A 19,341-nucleotide genomic window follows, 5' to 3' on the forward strand; every position below is an offset into this window, starting at 1 on the left:
GCATGTGTTGCCGCTGAGCGCCCACCGCTGCGAACCGCAACGCACTTCGTCCGTTCCTCCTGGTCTTCGTCTATGTCCGCTGCCGCTTATTCCTTATCGATCCTGTCCGGCCCAACCGGCCCCTGGCGCGCGCCGTGCATGCGCCATCCTCACGCTTGTATGAGGCGGGTGATGCCCTGACGGGCTGAACCTGCCGCCTTCTTCGTCCGGCGCGGACCGGCGCGCGGCTTACGGCATCGCCGTCCCGCGTCTTTCTCTCCCCTCTCTCGTGACAGCGCTGCGCTTGCGCAGCGCCGGCGGCCGCGCGCCGTCCGCGACGGGCGCTCTTCTTCGCTTTCCCTTTCCCACGCCTTGCAGGACTTATCCATGTGTCTCGTTTCTCTTACCCGTAGCCGCGTGCGTTATCGACGTCTCGCCCTGGCCTTGTCCATCGCCATCGCCGCGCCGCTGGCGCAAGCCGAGGAAGCCGCCGCCGCGTCCGCCGAGCCGGGCGTCACGCTCGATGCGGTGCAGGTCACCGGCACCAACCTCAAGCGCAGCGATGAGGCCGGGGTGAATCCGGTGCTGGTGATCGATCGCGTGCAGATCGAGAAGAGCGGCAAGGTCACCGTGTCGGATCTGCTGCGCAGCCTTACCGTCAACAGCGGCAACAGCTTCAACGAGCAATACACCGGCAGCTTCGCCAATGGTTCGGCCGGCGTGTCGCTGCGCGGCCTGAGCCAGAAGAACACGTTGGTGCTGGTCAACGGTTATCGCGTGGCTTCGTACGGCTTCGCGCAGAACACCCAGGACAACTTCGTCGATCTCAACGCGCTGCCGCTGGGCGCGATCGAACGCGTGGAAATCCTCAAGGACGGCGCGTCGGCGCTGTACGGTTCCGATGCGATCGCCGGCGTGGTCAATCTGATCCTGCGCCGCAAGATCGAAGGCATCGAACTCGATGCGTCTTATGGCGCGGCCACCGAAGGCGGCCTGGACCAGCACAGCATCGGCCTGCGCGCCGGTCACGGCGATCCGGGCAAGGACGGCTACAGCCTGCGTTTCAGCCTGGACGTGTTCAAGCGCGGCCAGCTCAACGCCGATGAGCGCGATCTGACCCGCGACGGCGATTACCGCGATCAGCCCGGCGGACGTCTGGCCGGCTGGTCTACCCAGGGCGGTGCGTTCCTGAGCAATCCGCGCGCGCCAGTCGCTTTTCCCTGCCAGCCGGGCACGCAGTCGCGTCCGTACAGCGACTTCGGCAGCCCGCTGCCGGGCAACGCCTGCGCCTTCAACACCCAGCCGTATCGCACGCTGATTCCCGATGTCGAACGCTATCAGGCGATGGTCGCGGGCGATGTCTGGTTCAACGACAAGGTCCAGGGCTTCGCGGAGATTCTCTACAGCACCAGCCACAACGGCACCTATTTCAGCGCGCCGATGACGGTCGGCGCGGGCCTGCGCGCTTACGATCGCAGCACCGGCCGCCTGGTCGATATTCCGGCGGTGCTGCCGATCGGCCATCCGAACAATCCCAACGCCGTGCCGACCCCATTCGAGTATTCCTTCCTCGACCTGGGCGCGCGCTACAAGATCAACAAGTCCGAGTTCTCGCGCATCCTGTTCGGCCTGCGCGGCAAGGGCGAGGTGTGGGATTGGGAAGTCGCCGGCAGCCATTCGGAAAGCCAGCAGCACGAGTACGTGCGCAACTTCCTCAATCGCTATGCGTTCGAGCAGGTGCTGCGCGACGGCAGTTACGATTTCCTCAATCCCTCGCGCACGCCGGGCGCGCTCGAAGCGCTGCGCTTGTCCACGCGCCGTCCGGGCACCTATCGCCTGAGCACGCTGAGCGGGAAGATTTCCGGCTTCCCGTGGCAATGGCGCGCGGGCGATGTCGGCGTCGCCGCCGGCGTGGAGTTCCGCGACGAGGCCCAGGACGCGCGCACCAGCCCGCAGGTGTTGTCCGGCACCGAACTGCGTCCGGCGATCAATCTGATCGACGGCGACCGCCGCGTCGCCGCGGCGTTCTTCGAATTCAGCCTCAAGCCGTGGGAACAGGTGGAAGTGCAGCTGGCCGGCCGCGGCGATCACTACAGCGACTTCGGCAGTGCGTTCTCGCCCAAGCTCGGCATTCGCTGGCAGGTCAGCGACGACTGGCTGCTGCGCTTGAACGCCTCGCGCGGTTTCCGCGCGCCGTCGCTGCCGGAGATCGCGCAGAGCACCACCATCAGCTACGGCTCGGTGATCGATCCCTTCGATCCGGTGCAGCCGGGCGCCTCGCGCGGCGTCACCATCCTGCGCGCCGGCAACAAGGACCTGAAGGCCGAGCGTTCCAGCAACGTCAACCTGGGCGTGCTGTGGGCGCCCGACGCCGACACCAGCCTGGGCATCGATCTGTACCGCATCCGCCAGGACGATCTGATCGCGCCGGACAACGTGCAGTTCGTGGTGTCGAACCCGCAGAGCAATCCCGGCCGCATCACCCGCGATGCGCAGGGCCGTCTGCAACTGGTCGAGAACCGCTACGCCAACCAGGGCACCCTGACCACGACCGGCTTCGATATCGAAGGCCGCAAGGTCTGGCACGCCGGCGATTCGTCGTGGACCTTGGACGGCACCTGGACCCGCCTGCTGAGCTACGAGCAGCCGCAGGTCGCCGGCCAGGGCGCGCTGGAAGGCGCCGGCGGCAACCGCTTCGGCGCGTTGCCGAAGTGGCGCGGCATCACCTCGCTGGCCTATGCGCGCGGCGACTGGAACGCGCAGCTGTCGTGGCGTTACATCGGCGGCTACAAGCAGCAGGTAGTCGATGCGCGTAGCAACCCGGGCCTGAGCGACAAGGTAGACGACCACCACCAGTTCGATCTGTACCTGGGCTATGAGGGCCTGCGCGATACGACCTTGTACGTTTCGGTGCAGAACCTGGCCGACAAGGATCCGCCGTTCGATCCGGCCGGCGGCGCGCTGCCCTACGACATCAGCCAGTACGACGCGCTGGGGCGGTTCGTCAGCGTGGGGTTCAAGCACAAGTTCTGATCGGCCGCCGCGAACGCGGGCCGGCGCCAACCCCGTTGGCGCGCGGCCCGCGTTGATCCAGTCATCGCGCGCGGTGGACGAAGGCTGTCCGCCGCGCCGGCCGGTGGCATAGTGCTAGCGGCCACTGACGGCTGGAGAGAACGCCCATGGATACGAATACGATCGCGAACCGGCTGGGCACGTTGCTGCTGGCCACAGCGATGCTCGCCGGCTGCGCCAAGCACGCCTATGAGTCGCCCGCCGAGACCTCGGTGAAGACGACGGAGTCCTATCTAACAGTCAAACCCGGTTCTGGCTCCGACGCCGGCGGCGGCGCGAAGGCCGACCTGGGCGTGCTGCTGGCCTACGAACATCAGATCCGTATCCGCATGCCCGGCGAGCGCATCGCGGCCCGGGCCAGCGAGGTGCAGGCCGCCTGCAACAGCGGCAAGTTCGGCGCCTGCGCGGTATTGGGCATGAGCCAGAGCGGCGGCGACGATCCGTCGGCGACCGTACAGGTGCGGATCGTGCCCGACGGCGTGGACAAGCTGATCGGGCTGGCCAGCAAGGGCGAACAGATCGCCGAGCGCAGCATCCAGGCCGAGGATCTGGCGACCGCCGTGCGCGACAACAGCCTGCGCCAGGATCGTCTGCGCAAGGAGCATGCGCGATTGCTCGAATTCCAGGATCGCAAGGATCTGAAAATCGCCGACGTGATGACGCTGTCCGGCCGCATCGCCGAGATCGAAGCGCAGTTGCAGGCGGCCGAGCAGGAAGCCGCGCAGCAACAGCGGCGCATTTCGACTCAGCTGGTCACGCTGACCTTCCAGACCACGCGCGCGCAGGAGAACACGGGCGAAATCGGCCAGGCGTTCAAGGACGTGGGTTCCATCGTGACCGGCGTGGTCGCCTTCATGATCCGCGCCTTCGCCGCGTTGCTGCCGGTGGCAGTGGTGTTGTTCGTGCTGGTGGTGGTGATCCGCCGTATCCGCCGCGCGCGCCGCAAGAGCTGAGGCGCGGGCTCAGCCGGGCCGCGGCGACGCGGCCCGGTCGCAGGCGAGCGTTGCGCTCAGCGCTCTTCTTCCGACTCGAACTCGACCAGCACGTCCAGGTCGAAGGCCAGCGCCTCCACCGCCTCGCGCACTTTGTTCGCGGTGGACGGGTTGGGCGCGTCGATTTCCAGTTCGTGCACGCCGGGGCCGGCGTCGTCGGGCAGGCCGGCGGAACTGGAATCGGAGTCGTCCATGTGCGGCATCAGGTCGGCGACTTCCTCCACGTGTTCGATCCCGTCCAGGCTGGACAGCAGATTGCTGATCGCACGCGCGTCGTCGTCGTTGCCGGTGATACGCAATCGAAGCAGGGGCATGGCGGGAAACCTGGAATCGCGGGGAAGCCTGGAGGCTAGGCAGGGCGCAGCTAAGACCGCGTGAAACGTCACACCGTCTAAATCGCGTCGCGGTAGGCTAGGCGCATGAACACGACCTCCGAAACCGCCCCTACGTCGGTGCCCGTGCCCAGCGTCACATTGCGACCGCTGGAACGCGGCGACCTGCATTTCGTCCACGTGCTCAACAACAACCGCAGCGTGATGGGCTACTGGTTCGAAGAACCCTACGAGTCCTTCGTCGAACTCGAAGAGCTATATCGCAAGCACATCCACGACCAGTCCGAGCGCCGCTTCATCGTCCAGGACGGCGGCCAGGAGCGGGTGGGGCTGGTGGAACTGGTCGAGATCGACCACCTGCACCGTCGCGCCGAATTCCTGATCATGATTTCGCCTGAACAGCAGCGCCGCGGTTATGCGCGCGCGGCGACGCGGCTGGCGATCAGCTACGCGTTCCGGGTGTTGAATCTGTACAAGCTGTATCTGCTGGTGGACGTGGACAATCTGCGCGCGATCCAGATCTACGAAGACGCCGGTTTCCAGCGCGAAGGCATCCTGGTCGATGAGTTCTTCAGCGACGGCCGCTATCACGACGTGGTGCGGATGTGTTTGTTCCAGCCGCAGGTGCTGGGGCAGGGCAGCGCCTGGCGCGATCGTAGTAGTCGCTGATGCCTTCTCCCGCTGCGCGGGAGAAGGGGGGCCGAAGGGCCGGATGAGGGCCCGCGGCGTGCTTGTCGGTTCGCGTGCCCTCACCCCAACCCCTCTCCCGCGGGAGAGGGGCTAAGAGCGCGGTCAGCGTCTCCAAGAAATAGTTCCGTCATTCCCGCGAACGCGGGAATCCAGAAAAAACAGGCCCGTCATTCCCGCGGACGCGGGAATCCAGCGACTTTTGTGCGAGAACGTTTGAAGTCACTGGATTCCCGCGTTCGCGGGAATGACGAGCAAAAAAAATTCGAAGCTCCCCGAAGCAGTTACTTCGGACGGGCGCTGAGGCGGTTTTCAGCTTTCAACCGCCGGCGCAACCTCACTTCTTCTTGGCCGCCTTGCTTTCAGCCACCTGATCGCGCACCGGCAGCGGCACGTTGCAGATGTTGATGTGCCCGGCCGGGCGCTTGTAGAAATCGTCCTGGCGATTGCGCCGGGACTCCACCAGCGCCGCGAACAGCGGCGTGTCGGTGCGCAGCACTTCCAGATTGGCGCGCTCGGCCTTGGGCACGTCCGCGGCCAGGCGGATGGCCTGGATCGGCGTGCGCTCGGCGGCGGTTTCGTAGAAGCCCAGGTTGCCGGTGCCGCGCGGCAGCGTCGACAGCAGCTCCATGCCCTTGATCACGCGGCCGACAGTGGTGATGTTGAGGTCCAGGTGACGCGGCGATTGCCCGATCACCACGTACAGCTCGGTGCCGTTGCTGGAATCGGCGGCCAGATCGCGGCCGGCGCCGACGGTGCCGTAGCAGTGCGCCAGCCAGCTGTTGCCTTGCTCGGAATCGCGCGCGGCCGGGAAGCCGGCGGCGAAACCGGCCTGCGCCGCCCAGCCGTCGGGGTCGGGCAACACCGTCATCGCCAGCCCCGCGCTCTTGCGCGAGAACTCGGCCGGCAGTTTCGCCTTCACGCCTTTGCCGAAGGGTTTGCGCTTGGCCGGGTCTTCGCCGTTGGCATCGCCCCACTGCACCACGTAGTTGTCCTGCGAACGGTTGATGCTCAGGCCGTTCCAATAGCCGTTGTGGGCCAGGGCGCGGATGTTGGCGACGTGCGCCGGCGCGAACTGCGGCGCCAGTTCGATCACCACCCGGCCGCGCGCCAGTTCGAGATAAATCGTGTTCTTCGGGTCCAGCGTGCGCCAGTCCGACGGCTGGCTGGCGTCGAGAATCTGCTGCATGGTCCGGCCCTTGGCCGGCTCGGCGGTCTGCGCGAAGACCGGCGCGGCGACCGCGGCACTCAGGGCGAGGGCGAGCAACGCGGCTCGATGCATCGAAAGCATGGACGATCTCCTGATCAGGGTTGGCGAGCGTAATCGCCGCGGATGCATCGCGCGAAGGCGGCGGGTCGGCGAAGCGTAGCTGGAAGCAGGAGTGAGTGGAGAGGAGTGAGGAGTGAGTAACGGCCCAGTCCCCTAGTCCTCGCCTCCCTTGCCTTCCACTCACTCCTCTCAACTCTTTATCTGCCCAATGACTACCGGCACATTCGCTATACCGAACTTCGTAATAGCCTGAGCTCCAACCTAGCCAGACACCCCGCGGGGGCCGCCGTGATCGAACTCGACAGCCAGTTGCGCAAGTTCCAGAAGGAGCTCAGCGCCGGCACCGTATCGCTGGCGTTGCTGGCGGTGCTGGCCGCGGCCAGCGAGCCGATGTACGGCTACCAGATCGCCAAACGCCTGGAACGCGAGGGCGAGGGCGTGCTCAGCGGCAAGCAGAGCGCGCTGTATCCGGTGCTGCGCAATCTCGGCGCGGCCGGGCTGCTGGACAGCTATGTCGAGCCGTCGGTGACCGGGCCGCCGCGCCGCTACTACCGCATCACCGAGACCGGCCTGGCCGTGCTGCGCGAATGGACGCAGGCCTGGCGCGCCACCCGCGATTCCGTCGATTCCGTACTCCAGGGGCTGAACTCATGAACGCCATAGCCGGCACGAGCCACTATCCGATCTCCGCCGACCCGTCCGGCGCCGACGCACCCAGCGCCGACCCCGCCGCCGCCCATGCGGGCGCCGCTGCCGGCGCCGGCCTGCCGCGCTCGATTCCCGAATACCTGCAGCGCCTGCGCGAAGCGCTGCAAGGCGCCGACCCGGCGCTGATCCAGGACGCGCTGTACGACGCGGAGGAATACCTGCGCTCGGAAATGGCCGACAACCCCGGCCAGAGCGAGGCCGAGATCATCGCCGCGGTCGCCGGCAGCTACGGCGCGCCCGACGAGGTGGCGGACATCTACCGCGACACCGAGGTCAAAGTGCAGACCGCGTTGCGCGCGCCGAAGCCGGCGCCGCGCAAATCGGCGCTCGGCCGCTTCTTCGGCGTGGCGCTGGAACCGCGTACCTACGGCGCGCTGTTCTACATGCTGCTGTCGCTGGCCACCGGCACGTTCTACTTCACCTGGGTCACCACCGGCGTGTCGCTGTCGCTCGGCCTGATGGTGCTGATCATCGGCATTCCGCTGCTGATCCTGTTCCTGGGCTCGGTGCGGGTGTTGTCGCTGGTGGAAGGGCGCCTGGTCGAAGTGATGCTGGGCGAGCGCATGCCGCGACGGCCGCTGTATTCCGATCGCAGCCGGCCGGTGCTGGAGCGGATCAAGGAGATGTTCACCGATCCGCGCACCTGGGGCACCTTGCTGTACATGCTGCTGATGATGCCGCTGGGTACGCTGTACTTCAGCATCGCGGTGACCGGTCTGGCGCTGTCGTTGTCGCTGATTTTCCTGCCGTTCGCGCAATTGTTCGGTTTGTTCGACGGCCTGGTCCGGATCGACGGCATTTCGTTCCTGGGCGTCTGGGAGCCCTGGGCGATGCCGGTTTTCGCTCTGGTCGGCGTGTTGCTGCTGTTCGTGATGCTGCATGTGGCGCGCCTGATCGGCTATGCGCATGCGCAGCTGGCCAAGCATCTGCTGGTGCAATGGGCGCAGCGCGACTGATCGCGGCCAGCTGCGATGCAACGAAAAAGCCGGCGTTCGCGCCGGCTTTTTTTGTTGAGCGCGTGGCGATAAGCCGCGCATGAAAAAAGCCCGGCACGTGGCCGGGCTTTCCTGATTGCTCGATCGAACCGATGACGCGCGGGTTACTTCGCCGCGTTCTTGGCGATGAAGTTGCGCACCTGCGGATACACCTGCTCGCGCCAGCGGCGGCCGCTGAAGATGCCGTAGTGGCCGGCGCCTTCGACGGTGAGGTGCTCGCGGCGTTCCTTCGACACGCCGGTGCACAGCGTGTGCGCGGCACGGGTCTGGCCCTGGCCGGAGATGTCGTCGAGCTCGCCTTCGATGGTCAGCAGCGCGGTGTTCTTGATCGCGCCCGGATCGACCCGCTCGCCGGCCACGTCCCACAGGCCGCGCGGCAGCAGGTGCTGCTGGAACACGACCTTGATCGTATCCAGGTAGTACTCGGCCGGCATGTCCAGCACGGCGTTGTATTCGTCGTAGAAACGGCGGTGCGAGTCGGCGTCTTCCAGATCGCCCTTGAGCAGGTCCTGGTAGAAATCCCAGTGCGACTGGAAATGCCGCTCCGGATTCATCGCCATGAATCCGCTGTGCTGCAGGAAGCCGGGATAGACGCGGCGGCCGCGGCCGGGGAAGTTGGCCGGGACGTGGTGGATGAGATTGCTTTCGAACCACCACAGCGGCTTGTGCACGGCCAGGTCGTTGACCTTGGTCGGGCTTTCGCGGGTGTCGATCGGCCCGCCCATCATCACCAGCGAACGCGGCGTGGCTTCGCCGCGCGCGGCCATCAGCGACACCGCCGCCAGCACCGGCACGGTCGGCTGGCAGACGCTGATCACGTGCAGGCTGTCGGCGCCGATCAGGCGGATGAAGTCCTGGATGTAGCCGACATAGTCGTCGAGGGTGAAGGCGCCCTCTTCGGTGGGCACCATGCGCGCGTCGATCCAGTCGGTGATATAGACCTTGTGATCGCGCAGCAGCGTCTTGACCGTATCGCGCAGCAAGGTGCTGTGGTGGCCCGACAGCGGCGCGACCACCAGCACCGGCGGATCGTCCTTGAGTTCGGCGATGTTGTCCGCGTCGTCGGCGTAGCGCTTGAAGCGCAGCAGCCGGCAGAACGGCTTGCGCTGCATCTCGCGTTCGATCACCGGATAGGCGTTGCCGTCGATCTGCACCGAGTGGATGCCGAATTCGGGCTTCTCGTAATCCTTGCCGATGCGGTAGAGCAGTTCGTAGCCGGCGGCCAGACGCGGCGCGGCGGGCAGGGTGGACAGCCAGCTGCCGGGCGCGGCGAACATCTTCGCGCCGGCGTCGGCCCAGTAGGTCATCGGGGCCATCCAGGCGCGGCCGAGTTCGTGCATTTGGTAAAGCAGCATCGGGTCGGACTCTCAGTGGCGGTGTGCAGCGGTGGCGGTGCAGAGCTGGCGCCGGAGAGTAGCTGACCCCGGCACGAGCGGTTTGCTGCGCCGCAGCATAGCGGATTGGGACGGCGCTGGCGTGAATGGCGAGGGGTGTCGCGGTGGCTGGCGAGATCGTTCGCTGGGCTGGGCGGGGATGCGCCGGATTCGAATGCTTCGAATTCGACCGGGCGCGTCAACCGTTGCCCACTTTGAAAAAGGGGGCGAGCGCCCGGTGGTAGTACGAAGTCGGTGCAGGTGCTGTAGCGCGGGGGATTTGCTTTTGTTTGTGGGAAGAGCAAAGGCAAATCCCCCTGGCCCCCCTTTTCAAAGGGGGAACAGCTCAGTAGAGGGGGATCAGAGGATGGGGAATGATTTCGTTGTGGCTTGGATCAATCCGCCGTTTCCAGCGCCGCCGTGCCGCCGCGCAGCATCGGGGCCAGCCACAGATGCGAACCCAGGGCGGCGAATCCCTGCGCGGCGAAGCGCTCGCGGTAGAACTTCGCCGGCCGGCGTTTGAAGCCGTCGGTGTCGCCCTCGATGCCGTCTTCGCGGGTGAAGGTTTCCAGGAACGCCACCCCGCCGCACAGCTCGGCCAGGCCGGGCAGGCCGCGATCGAGTTCGCGCGTGTCCAGGTAATGCAGCACGTCGCTGCAGATCAGCAGATCCACCGGCGCGCACGGCCGCAGGAACTCGAAGTCGCCGAACCGGGCCAGATGCAGATTGCGGCTGCGACCGAAGCGCGCAGTGGCGTACTGGCTGCTGTCGAATCCCAGATACTGCAGGCGCGGACGCAGCTTGAGCAGCGGCGCGCGCCACGGGCCTTCGCCGCAGCCGATATCGAGCACGCTGCGGATCGGCCGCTCCAGGTGGTACTCGGCCGTGGCGACGGTGAGCGCGACCTTGCGCGTCAGCCGCGCGGCGCCGCCGATGGCCTGATCCTTCAGGGCCGGGTCGCGGTACCAGCGTTGGAAGTAGTCGCGGTCGTATTGTTTGCTCATGGTGGCCGTGCGTGGCGTGGGGGCGTGGCATCCTAACGCGCCCGGCGGATCGCCTGCATAAGCCGCCCTCGTTCGCCGTCACTGCCAGCCCGTTTTCAGGAAGCCCGCGATGAATGCCTATGTCTGGACCAAGACCTTCCATATCGTATTCGTGATCGCCTGGATGGCCGCGGTGTTCTACCTGCCGCGGATCCTGGTCAACATCGCCGAAGCCGGCGACGAACCGGCGGTGCGCGCGCGGCTGGTGTTGATGGGGCGCAAGCTGTATCGCTTCGGCCACATGATGTTCGGAATCGCGGCGATCCTGGGGCTGACCTTGTGGCTGGTGTTCCATATGAGCGGCGGTTGGCTGCACGCCAAGCTGGCTCTGGTCGCGGCGCTGCTGGTGTACTACATCTTCACCGGGCGCTGGCTCAAGGGCGTGGACAAGGGACAGGCGCTGCCTTCGTCGCGCACGTTGCGCCTGTTCAATGAGCTGCCGCTGGTGGCGTTGATCGCGATTGTCTGGCTGGTGTTGGCTAAGCCGTTCTGACGGCTCTTGGGCGGAGAGCAAATCCCCCTTAATCCCCCTTTTTCAAAGGGGGAGACTGGTTCGTCGGTGGTGGGGCGGCGCTGCGATTTGCGCGATCGTTATGCGCGACAAAAAAACGGCGACCCCAGGGCCGCCGTTTTTTTTTCCTACCGAAGCCCGTGCCGTTCCCCCCTTTGAAAAAGGGGGCAGGGGGGATTTGCTCTTAGGCCTTAGCGCTAGCCTCGACCCCTCAGTTCTTCTTGAAGTCCTCACCCTTAGGCAACATCACCGGCACCTTGTTCGCATCGCAATCGCCCTTGGCGCACAGCGCCGCGCGCAGCGTGGGCATCGACTGCAACATGAAGTGATAGATGGTGTTCTGCTCGACGCTGCCGCGCACCGCGGCGCTGCCGGGGCCGCGCGCCCAGATGCCGACGTCGTCGCCGCCGTGGGTTTCGTTGCTGGTCGGCACCAGCGCTTCCTGCATGTAGTCCGGCGCCTGGGTGTCTACGTTGGTCAAGTCCGGACGGCCCTTCTCGATTTCCTGCATGCCGCTGGCGGTGTGCGGGAACTTGTGCGGGCCTTCGGGCTGCTGCGAGCTGGCGCCGGTGTAGCCCGGGCCGTTGCTGTAATTGAGCGTGGTGTACGGCTTGCCCAGCGCGTCGCGGGCGTAGTCGTTGGCGTCGCCGTCTTCGCCGCTGGTGCCGCGCACCTTGCCCAGCATCGGGTTGCCGCGGGTCGGGTAGCCGACGAAGCTCAGCGTGTGCGAGTGATCGGCGGTGACCAGAATCAACGTGTCGTCGGCCGAGGTCGCCTTGGTCGCCGCGTCCACCGCCTGACTCAGCGCGATGGTGTCGGTCAGCGCGCGGTAGGCGTTGCCCATGTGATGGGCGTGATCGATGCGGCCGCCTTCGACCAGCAGCACGAAGCCGTTATCGCCCTTGATCGTCTTCAGCCGCTCGATCGCCGCCACCGTCATCTGCGCCAGCGACGGCTCGCCCGCGCCGTCCTGCGGGCGGTCGTGGTCGAACTGCATGTGGTCGGGCTCGAACAGCGCGAACAGCGGCTTGTCCTTCGGCGCGGCGGCGAACTGCTTCGCGTTCCACACGTACTCGCCGCCGGGATGGCGCTGCTTCCAGGTCGCGATCAGGTCGCGGCCGTCCAGACGCTGGCCGACCTTGTCGTCGTATTCCGGATCGCGCTGCTCCACGGTCATGAAGTTGCCGCGGCCGCCGCCCATCAACACGTCCGGGCCGGTGCCATAGGGCGATTCGATCATTTGCCGGGCGATGTCGATGCAGCCCTGGGCCTTGGCCTTGTCGGGCAGGTCCATGTCGTTTTCCCAATTGCGATCGGCCGAATGGCTGAAGGTCGCGCCCGGGGTGGCGTGGGTGACGCGGGTGGTGGTGACCACGCCGGTGGCCAGGCCGCTGCTGGCGGCGAGTTCCCACAAGGTCAGCATCGGCGCCTGCAGCGCGGCCGCGCAATCGCCGCGCTGGCCTTTCTGGCCGATGCTGAGCACGCCGGCGCGGGTCTTCACGCCGGTGGCCATCGCGCTCATGGTGCCGGCCGAGTCGGGCGTCTGCGAATCGGTGTTGTAGGTCTTGCTCAGCGCGGTCGCCGGGAAGCGCTCCCAGCTCAGACGGTTTTCTTCCCCGGGCGCGCCCTTGAGCTGGCCGTCGAGAATGCGCGCGGCGGCGACCGTGGTCAGGCTCATGCCGTCGCCGACGAACAGGATCACGTTCTTGGCCTTGCCCGTGCTGGCGCCGCGCTGCGCGGCCTGGGCGGCGCCGTCGCGGTACCACCATGCCGGGGTTTCGTCCTGCGGGTGCTTGATCTGCGGGACATCGACGACGACAGCGCTGGCGGGCGCATCGGCGCGCGTGGTCGGCGCGGCCGCGGCGCAGGCGGTGAGCAGCGCGGGAACGAGGAGAACGGAAGCGGAACGCAGCTTGGACATGGGCGGGCCGGGCGTTGGGAATGACAAGCCGGCGATTATGCCCTGGGCGTGTGACCGCGGTTGGGCGCCGGCGCCGGTTGTACGGCGCCGGATGTTTGCTGGTCGTGGCGGTCTGGGGGAGGAGTGCAGAAGCAGAAACGAGTTCAGAGGAGTGAGGAGTGAGAGAAAGCACGGCCCTTACTCACTCCTCACTCCTCTGAACTCGTTTCTGCCTCCGGCCTTCCGCCTAAATAGCCATGTCCAAACGCCGATCCGCCCGATGCTCCAGAAAATTCACCACCAGTCCCAGCCCGATCACCGCCGCGGCCACTACCAGCACCTGATTGAGCCCGACCTGGCGCAGCACCACGCCGCCGATCAGCGAACCCAGGGCGATGCCGATGTTGTAGCCCGACACGGTCAGGCTGGAAGCGATCTCGGCCGAGCCGGGAATCAGGCGGCGCGACACCTCGATGCCGTAATGCCCCAGCGACGGCGTCGAACTCATCGCGAACAGCCCCAGCAGCAAGATGCCGGCGTAAGCGAACGAGGGCAGGCCGATCAGGAAATAGATCGCCACCAGCAGCGCCGCGATCAGCGCGTAGTTGAAACCGATGGTGCGCGACACGCCGTACCTGGCCGCGGCGATGCCGCCGAAATGATTGCCCAGCACCACGCCGACGCCGAACAACAGCAGCAGGAAATTCGCCGTGTCCTGGCTGTAGCCCAGTGAATCGATGATCAGCTTGGGCAGGTAGGTGTAGGCGATGAAATAGCCGCCGAACAGCAGCACGATCTTCATCAGCGCCGACAGCACGCGCGGGTTCGAGATCACTTCGGCGAAGCGCACCTGCTGCGATTCAGGCGTGCGCGCGCCGGCCTGCGCGGGAATCCAGCGCCACATCGCCGCCGCCGCGATCAGGTACGCGCCGCCGAGCAGCCAAAAGGTGAGCTGCCAGCGGTAGTGATCGCTGACGAAACCCATGATCGGAATGCTCAGCACGATGGCGATGGTCAAACCGGAGATCACCTGCGCCATGCCTTCGATGGTCGAGCGCGGGCTGAGCCGGCCGGCCAGCGGCATCGCCAGCGAGAAGAACAGGCCGTGGTTGGCGCCCAGCAGCAGGCGCGCGGCCAGCAGCAGGCCGAAGTGTTCGCTCATCGACGCCAGCACCGTCAGCGCGCCGGCCGCGGCCATCGACACCGCCAGGGTGAGGCGGGTGTCGTAGCGCTGCAGCAGCCGCGTCAGCACCGGCGCGCCGATGGTGACGCCGATGGCGTAGATCGCCACCAGCCAGCCCAGTTCGTCGCTGTCGCGATGCAACTGGTGCGTCAGCGACGGAATCAGCCCGACCGTGCCGAATTCGGCCGAGCCGAGGGCGAAGGCGCCCAGCAGAAGTGCGAAGAGTGCTTTGTTCATGAGGCCGGGATTGGGGATTGGGGAATCGGGATTCGCGACAGCGCCTGCGCAGCGGTCGGGGGCGATTGGGTTCGCAGGCGGGAAAGCGGGGCAGTGCCCCGGATGAGTTCCGGTTCCGGATGCGGTATAGTTCCAATATTCGGAACTATGGAAAATATAGCAGCAGGCCCCGGCTTGTTGCAAGCTGTCGCCATGAGACCTCTGCATCATCCCGCCACCGACGACATCGAACTGACCACCGTGCTGTACGCGCTTGCCGATCCGGTGCGGTTGGGCCTGGTGCGCGGGCTCAGCAAGGATCAGCCGGTGTCGTGCATCGGCGCCTGCATCGACGAGGAATTGCCGCGCGCGACGCTGTCGCGGCATTTCGATGTGCTGCGTTCGGCCGGCCTGGTTCATACCGTCAAATCCGGAACGCAAAATCTCAATACCCTGCGCTGCGACGATCTGGAGCGCCGTTTCCCGGGCCTGCTGAGCGCGATCCTGCACTGCGCCGGCAGCGTGCCGGCGGCGAAATATCCGGGCAAGACGCCGGCGGCGCCGGCAAAAAGCGCGGTTAAAGCGGCGGCCAAGCCCGCAGCGCGCGCCCGCCGCGGCGAGCCGGCGTCCGCGCGCGCCGGCAAGACCCGCGCATGAAAGCGCCTGCCGCGATACGGCGTTTTGCCGAAGCGGTTCACACTAATGAAGTTTCGTTGCCGGCTTATGCACTTCCATCAGCCGGCGCGATGGCGAAGCTGTTTATCGTGTCGTCCTCTCGCGCCGCCGCCCGCGCGGCGCGCGCATTCGCAACCGCGCGCGCAGGCGCGTCCCACGCTGAATTGACTGGATAGTCCCGCGATGAGTGCTCTGTTCTCGGCCTGGTTCCGCATTCCGTTCTGGCAGCGCGTGGTCGGCGGCTTCGTGCTCGGCGCGCTGGCCGGCTGGGCCTTCGGCCATTCGGCCGAGACCTGGTTCGGGCCGCTGGGCGATCTGTACGTCACCCTGATCAAGATGATCGCGGTGCCGCTGGTGTTCTTCGCGGTGATCAACGCGGTGGCCTCGCTGCATGGACAGAAGTCGATTGCCGCGCTCGGCGGCCGCACCTTCCTGTGGTTCGCGCTGACCGCGGTGCTGGCGGTCGGCGTGGGCCTTGCGGTCGGCACGATCCTGCAACCGGGCACCGGCGTCATCGGCCTGGCGATGGATTCGTCCTACAAGCCGCGCGACGTGCCCAGCGTGACCAAGGTGCTGCTCGACGTGGTGCCGAGCAATCCGTTCTACGCCTTGACCGGCATCGGCACGACCAAGAACGCGGCCGGCGAAACCGTGCTCGCCGCCGGCAAGGGCTCGATCCTGCCGGTGATTTTCTTCGCCGCGCTGCTCGGCTTCGCCATGGTCAAGCTCGGCGAGAAAGTCGCCGGCGTGCGCAAGCTGGTCGGCGAAGCCAGCGAGCTGATGATCCAGGTCACCCGCTTCGTCCTGGAATTCACTCCGATCGGCACCTTCGGCCTGATCGCCGCGCTGGTGGGCGCGTACGGTTTCGAAAAGCTGCTGCCGCTGGGCAATTTCGTCCTGGCGCTGTATCTGGCCTGCGGCATTCATATCGTCGTGGTCTACAGCGGCCTGCTGCTCGCGCACGGCCTGAACCCGCTGAAGTTCTTCCGCGGCGCCGCGCCGGGCATGCAGGTGGCGTTCGTGAGTTCCTCCAGCTTCGCCGCGATGCCGGTGGCGATGCGTTCGATCACGCACAACCTCGGCGTCAACAAGGATTACGCCGCGTTCGCTTCGCCCCTGGGCGCGAGCATCAAGATGGACGGCTGCGGCGCGATCTATCCGGCGCTGTGCGCGGTGTTCATCGCGCAGTACACCGGCACGCCGTTGACCGCGGACCAGTACCTGATCGTGCTGATCGCCTCGGTGCTGGGCAGCTTCGGCACCGCCGGCGTTCCCGGCACGGCGGTGATCATGGCCACCGTGGTGCTCAGCGCCGCCGGCCTGCCGCTGGAAACCATCGGCTATCTGTACGCCATCGACCGCATCCTCGACATGATGCGCACCATGACCAACGTGACCGGACAGATGCTGGTGCCGGTGCTGGTGGCGAAGGAAACCGGCCTGCTCGACCGCGCGGTGTACGAGGCCGCGCCGACCAACGTCGGGATCGAGCAGGAAAACGCCTGAGGCGGCATCGTTCGACGCGACTGCCGTCGAAGCCTGGGCCATGACGCGCCGCATTGGAGCGATGATGGCAGGATACGGAATCGTTCCTGGGACGGGATCGAGCCTGGCCCGAGAGCGGTTCGATTCGCGCTGAGTGTTGCGATATCGTCTTTCCATTCGGAGGAAGAAACGATGAGGTCATGGATGCCCGCGCTGTTGTTGGTGGCGCTCGCCGGATGCGCGAGCGCGCCGCGATCCGTCGAGCCGGCCTCGGACCCGCGCAGCGGTGCCGTCGGCGTGCGTTCGATCGACAAGCTCATGCCGTCCGACGACCGCATGCAATTGGCCGACAACGAAACCTTTCAGATGCCGCTGGCCGAAGCGGCTAACGCGGTGCCGGTGTATCCGGCCGAGTTGTTGGCGCAGCGGTTGGCGCCTCAGACCGTGTGCCTGCGCGTGGCGATCGGCGCCGACGGGCGGGTCATGGACAGTCAGCCTATCGACGATGCGCAGGCCGGCTGCGCGATCGGGTCGGACCCGCGCTTCGTCGAGGCCGCGCGCGCCGCGGCGGCGCAATGGCGCTTCGATCCTGCGTTCCGCTGCGTCTATCCGGGCGCGAAACCCGATGAGCAAGGCTGCGTGACCGGGAAGGAAGAGCCGGTGGCGGTGAGCCTGGCTTTCAGTTTCGTGTTCGAGCAGAAGGACGGCAAGGGGGCGGTGCGGGTCGGCGGTTGAGGGCTTCCCACAAAAACAGCGCCGCTCAAATCCGCGAAAACTTCCAGGACACCATCCGCCCGTCGCGATACGGCATCACTCCATGGAACGGCCGCGGGTCGGCGTCGAACACCAGCGGCAGGAATTCGCGGTCGCCTTCCCACATCGGCAGCTCGTGCAGGCGCTCGATGTCCACCCACTCCAGCGTGCCTTCGGGATTGCTCGCGAACGGCGCGCCCTGGAAGGCGGTGATGGTGAACACGAAGCCCAGCCAGTCCTCGCCATGCTTGCCGAAGCCCGGCCAGCTGATGGTGCCGCGCAACTGCATGGCGGTGCAGTCGATGCCGGCTTCCTCGAAGATCTCGCGGCGCATGCCCGCGACCACGTCTTCGTCGGCCTCGAGCTTGCCGCCCAGGCCGTTGTACTTGCCCAACTGGTGATCGTCGGGGCGGGCGTTGCGATGGACCATCAGCACTTGGCGGCCATCGGGCGAAATCACGTAGCCCAGGGTGGCCACGATAGGCGTGTACGGCATCGGGGGATCGGCGTCGGAAAGGGCGCAGCGGGACTGCAGGCGCACAGTGTCGGCGATTCGTCCGGCAACGGCCAGCGGCGCCGGTCTCCCCACGTGACTTTCGACCTGCTCCGGTGTCATCGGCGCGGGTTAAGGTGCCCGGGCCCGCGGCGGCGGCGCCGGCATGCGGCCATAATCGCCACGGATCCATCACGATCCGAATATCTCGACAAGGACAGGGAGCACTCCATGCGCAAGCGTCACCTGAGCGTGCTGCTGGCCGGCCTGACCACGATCACGACCGCCGCGTTCGCTACAGCGTCCGCGGCCGAGAGCGATCGCTGGCAAGTGCCGGTGGCGGTCAAGAAACTCGACAACGGACTGACCGTGGTCGTATCGCAGGATCACACCTCGCCGACCGTCGGCATCAGCGTGGTCTATCACGTCGGCATGCGGCTGGAGCCCAAGAACCGCACCGGCTTCGCGCACCTGTTCGAGCACCTGATGTTCCAGGGCACGCCGGTTGCGCCGAAGGGTGTGTTCGACAAGGTCATCAGCGGCGGCGGCGGACGCAACAACGGCTCGACCCGTCCGGACTTCACCAACTACATCGAAGTCGCGCCGGTATCGGCGCTGGACCGCCTGCTGTGGCTGGAAGCGGATCGGATGAAGACCCTGGACTTCAATCCGACCACGCTGAAGAACCAGCAGGACGTGGTCAAGGAAGAAATCCGCGTCAACGTGAAGAACCAGCCCTACGGCGGCTTCATGTGGATCGATATCGGCCAGCACGCCTTCCAGAAGTGGGAGAACAATCACGACGGCTACGGCAGCTTCCAGGATCTGGAAAACGCCAGCCTGGCCGACGTGCAGTCGTTCCACCGCGATTACTACGGCCCCAACAACGCCGTGCTTGGCATCGCCGGCGACATCAGCCCGGCCGAGGCGTTCGCGCTGGCCGACAAGTACTTCGGCGCGGTCCCGGGCCGCCCGACGCCGGCCGCGCCGGATTACAACGAAGGCCTCAACACCGCCGAGAAGCGCATCAACCAGACCGATGCGCTGGCGCAGGTGCCGGCGATCGCCGCCGCCTGGAAGATGCCGGCGCGCGGCAGCCGCGATCACGCGCCGATGGCGGTGCTGGGCAACGTGCTGGCCGGCGACGACGCTTCGCGTCTGTATCAGGGCCTGGTCAAGCAGCGCCAGATCGCCTTGAACGTCGAGCCGCTGTACGGCCTGGTCGATCCGTGGACCTACAACGGCCCCACGCTCTACACCTTGTTCGCGCTGTACAAGCCCGATACCAACGCCGACGCGGTGCTGGGCGCGATCGATGAGGAAGTGGCCAAGATCGCCCGCGACGGCGTCGATGCGGCCACGCTCAAACGGGTCAAGACCAAGATGCTGGCCGACTGGTACAACGGCCTGGAGAGTTTCATCGAGCGCGCCAACACCATCGCGCTTATGCAGACCCTGTGGGGCGACGCCAACGTGGTCAACAAGATCCCGGGCCTGATCGAAGGCGTGACTTCGGCCGATCTGCAGCGCGTGGCCAAGACCTATCTGACCCGCGCCAACCGCACCGTGATCGATCGCCGGCCGGCCGCGATGGCCGCCGCCGCGCCCGCGGCCAAGGCCGACGCCGCGCCCTCCCAGACGGCCGCGCCGTCGGGCAAGAACTGAGGACCCGCG

The 19,341-nt window shown here is 66.5% G+C and carries 17 protein-coding genes; 10 read left to right on the forward strand and 7 right to left on the reverse strand.

All coding sequences use genetic code 11. From position 1 onward, the window contains the following. Positions 1 to 366 precede the first annotated feature (366 nt). A complete protein-coding gene (locus tag LG3211_RS06660; protein WP_057942140.1) occupies positions 367 to 3,012 on the forward strand; it encodes a TonB-dependent receptor in 2,646 nt (881 codons plus the stop codon). A gap of 146 nt (positions 3,013 to 3,158) precedes the next feature. Beyond that, positions 3,159 to 4,004, forward strand: coding sequence for a DUF4349 domain-containing protein (locus LG3211_RS06665; RefSeq protein WP_057942141.1), 846 nt, complete (start codon positions 3,159 to 3,161; stop codon positions 4,002 to 4,004). A 56-nt stretch (positions 4,005 to 4,060) separates the two neighbouring features. Here the strand turns inward: LG3211_RS06665 and LG3211_RS06670 are convergent, their stop codons facing one another. After that, entirely contained in the window at positions 4,061 to 4,357 is a 297-nt protein-coding gene (locus LG3211_RS06670) for a hypothetical protein (RefSeq protein ID WP_057942142.1), read from the reverse strand. Positions 4,358 to 4,462: 105 nt separating this feature from the next. Between LG3211_RS06670 and speG the strand changes: the two genes are divergently transcribed. Continuing rightward, positions 4,463 to 5,044 (forward strand): spermidine N1-acetyltransferase, encoded by a 582-nt coding sequence (gene speG, locus LG3211_RS06675; protein WP_057942143.1) that lies wholly within the window; start codon positions 4,463 to 4,465, stop codon positions 5,042 to 5,044. Positions 5,045 to 5,399: 355 nt separating this feature from the next. On the opposite strand, the gene LG3211_RS06680 is transcribed toward speG, so the two are convergent. Beyond that, positions 5,400 to 6,353 (reverse strand): peptidylprolyl isomerase, encoded by a 954-nt coding sequence (locus LG3211_RS06680; RefSeq protein ID WP_057942144.1) that lies wholly within the window; start codon positions 6,351 to 6,353, stop codon positions 5,400 to 5,402. Positions 6,354 to 6,620: 267 nt separating this feature from the next. Here LG3211_RS06680 and LG3211_RS06685 point away from each other — a divergent pair, with 267 nt between their 5' ends. Together LG3211_RS06685 and LG3211_RS06690 are read left to right on the forward strand one after the other, a co-directional pair. Continuing rightward, complete coding sequence (locus tag LG3211_RS06685; protein WP_057942145.1) at positions 6,621 to 6,986, forward strand: PadR family transcriptional regulator; 366 nt, start codon at positions 6,621 to 6,623, stop codon at positions 6,984 to 6,986. Next, complete coding sequence (locus LG3211_RS06690) at positions 6,983 to 7,996, forward strand: sensor domain-containing protein (protein WP_237049842.1); 1,014 nt, start codon at positions 6,983 to 6,985, stop codon at positions 7,994 to 7,996. Before LG3211_RS06685 ends, LG3211_RS06690 begins: the two co-directional genes overlap by 4 nt. 143 nt (positions 7,997 to 8,139) lie before the next feature. On the opposite strand, the gene LG3211_RS06695 is transcribed toward LG3211_RS06690, so the two are convergent. After that, positions 8,140 to 9,387 carry a polyhydroxyalkanoate depolymerase gene (locus tag LG3211_RS06695; RefSeq protein ID WP_057945325.1) on the reverse strand — a complete coding sequence of 416 codons (1,248 nt, stop codon included), beginning with the start codon at positions 9,385 to 9,387 and terminating at the stop codon, positions 8,140 to 8,142. A gap of 416 nt (positions 9,388 to 9,803) precedes the next feature. Beyond that, positions 9,804 to 10,412, reverse strand: a complete 609-nt coding sequence (locus LG3211_RS06700) for a class I SAM-dependent DNA methyltransferase (protein ID WP_057942146.1) — start codon at positions 10,410 to 10,412, stop codon at positions 9,804 to 9,806. Positions 10,413 to 10,521: 109 nt separating this feature from the next. Between LG3211_RS06700 and LG3211_RS06705 the strand changes: the two genes are divergently transcribed. Further along, positions 10,522 to 10,944 (forward strand): CopD family protein, encoded by a 423-nt coding sequence (locus tag LG3211_RS06705; RefSeq protein WP_057942147.1) that lies wholly within the window; start codon positions 10,522 to 10,524, stop codon positions 10,942 to 10,944. 229 nt (positions 10,945 to 11,173) lie between these two features. On the opposite strand, the gene LG3211_RS06710 is transcribed toward LG3211_RS06705, so the two are convergent. After that, complete coding sequence (locus LG3211_RS06710) at positions 11,174 to 12,883, reverse strand: alkaline phosphatase (protein ID WP_057942148.1); 1,710 nt, start codon at positions 12,881 to 12,883, stop codon at positions 11,174 to 11,176. Between the two features lie 226 nt (positions 12,884 to 13,109). Further along, positions 13,110 to 14,282: an MFS transporter gene (locus tag LG3211_RS06715; protein WP_057942149.1), complete on the reverse strand. Its 1,173-nt coding sequence runs from the start codon at positions 14,280 to 14,282 to the stop codon at positions 13,110 to 13,112. A 192-nt stretch (positions 14,283 to 14,474) separates the two neighbouring features. Here LG3211_RS06715 and LG3211_RS06720 point away from each other — a divergent pair, with 192 nt between their 5' ends. The 3 genes from LG3211_RS06720 (at position 14,475) to LG3211_RS06730 (ending at position 17,156) form a co-directional block, all read left to right on the forward strand. After that, the gene (locus LG3211_RS06720; RefSeq protein WP_083512357.1) at positions 14,475 to 14,918 is read left to right on the forward strand and encodes an ArsR/SmtB family transcription factor; all 444 of its coding nucleotides are present in this window, start codon (positions 14,475 to 14,477) and stop codon (positions 14,916 to 14,918) included. 201 nt (positions 14,919 to 15,119) lie between these two features. Then, complete coding sequence (locus tag LG3211_RS06725) at positions 15,120 to 16,442, forward strand: dicarboxylate/amino acid:cation symporter (RefSeq protein ID WP_057942150.1); 1,323 nt, start codon at positions 15,120 to 15,122, stop codon at positions 16,440 to 16,442. Positions 16,443 to 16,613: 171 nt separating this feature from the next. Then, entirely contained in the window at positions 16,614 to 17,156 is a 543-nt protein-coding gene (locus LG3211_RS06730; RefSeq protein ID WP_148648780.1) for a hypothetical protein, read from the forward strand. Between the two features lie 25 nt (positions 17,157 to 17,181). On the opposite strand, the gene LG3211_RS06735 is transcribed toward LG3211_RS06730, so the two are convergent. Then, complete coding sequence (locus tag LG3211_RS06735; protein WP_057942152.1) at positions 17,182 to 17,670, reverse strand: NUDIX hydrolase; 489 nt, start codon at positions 17,668 to 17,670, stop codon at positions 17,182 to 17,184. 228 nt (positions 17,671 to 17,898) lie between these two features. Here LG3211_RS06735 and LG3211_RS06740 point away from each other — a divergent pair, with 228 nt between their 5' ends. Beyond that, positions 17,899 to 19,332, forward strand: a complete 1,434-nt coding sequence (locus LG3211_RS06740) for a M16 family metallopeptidase (RefSeq protein ID WP_057942153.1) — start codon at positions 17,899 to 17,901, stop codon at positions 19,330 to 19,332. The last annotated feature ends 9 nt before the right edge of the window (positions 19,333 to 19,341 follow it).

This window comes from Lysobacter gummosus (genome assembly GCF_001442805.1).
GTDB lineage: Bacteria > Pseudomonadota > Gammaproteobacteria > Xanthomonadales > Xanthomonadaceae > Lysobacter > Lysobacter gummosus.

Excerpts from the sequence above, each read along its gene's own strand:
- LG3211_RS06680 (WP_057942144.1), bottom strand. The coding sequence starts at position 6,353 with ATGCTTTCGATGCATCGAGCCGCGTTGCTCGCCCTCGCCCTGAGTGCC.
- LG3211_RS06725 (WP_057942150.1), top strand. The coding sequence starts at position 15,120 with ATGAGTGCTCTGTTCTCGGCCTGGTTCCGCATTCCGTTCTGGCAGCGC.
- LG3211_RS06720 (WP_083512357.1), top strand. The coding sequence starts at position 14,475 with ATGAGACCTCTGCATCATCCCGCCACCGACGACATCGAACTGACCACC.
- LG3211_RS06735 (WP_057942152.1), bottom strand. The coding sequence starts at position 17,670 with ATGCCGTACACGCCTATCGTGGCCACCCTGGGCTACGTGATTTCGCCC.
- speG (WP_057942143.1), top strand. The coding sequence starts at position 4,463 with ATGAACACGACCTCCGAAACCGCCCCTACGTCGGTGCCCGTGCCCAGC.
- LG3211_RS06700 (WP_057942146.1), bottom strand. The coding sequence starts at position 10,412 with ATGAGCAAACAATACGACCGCGACTACTTCCAACGCTGGTACCGCGAC.
- LG3211_RS06660 (WP_057942140.1), top strand. The coding sequence starts at position 367 with ATGTGTCTCGTTTCTCTTACCCGTAGCCGCGTGCGTTATCGACGTCTC.
- LG3211_RS06665 (WP_057942141.1), top strand. The coding sequence starts at position 3,159 with ATGGATACGAATACGATCGCGAACCGGCTGGGCACGTTGCTGCTGGCC.
- LG3211_RS06710 (WP_057942148.1), bottom strand. The coding sequence starts at position 12,883 with ATGTCCAAGCTGCGTTCCGCTTCCGTTCTCCTCGTTCCCGCGCTGCTC.
- LG3211_RS06730 (WP_148648780.1), top strand. The coding sequence starts at position 16,614 with ATGAGGTCATGGATGCCCGCGCTGTTGTTGGTGGCGCTCGCCGGATGC.
- LG3211_RS06740 (WP_057942153.1), top strand. The coding sequence starts at position 17,899 with ATGCGCAAGCGTCACCTGAGCGTGCTGCTGGCCGGCCTGACCACGATC.
- LG3211_RS06690 (WP_237049842.1), top strand. The coding sequence starts at position 6,983 with ATGAACGCCATAGCCGGCACGAGCCACTATCCGATCTCCGCCGACCCG.
- LG3211_RS06715 (WP_057942149.1), bottom strand. The coding sequence starts at position 14,282 with ATGAACAAAGCACTCTTCGCACTTCTGCTGGGCGCCTTCGCCCTCGGC.
- LG3211_RS06705 (WP_057942147.1), top strand. The coding sequence starts at position 10,522 with ATGAATGCCTATGTCTGGACCAAGACCTTCCATATCGTATTCGTGATC.
- LG3211_RS06670 (WP_057942142.1), bottom strand. The coding sequence starts at position 4,357 with ATGCCCCTGCTTCGATTGCGTATCACCGGCAACGACGACGACGCGCGT.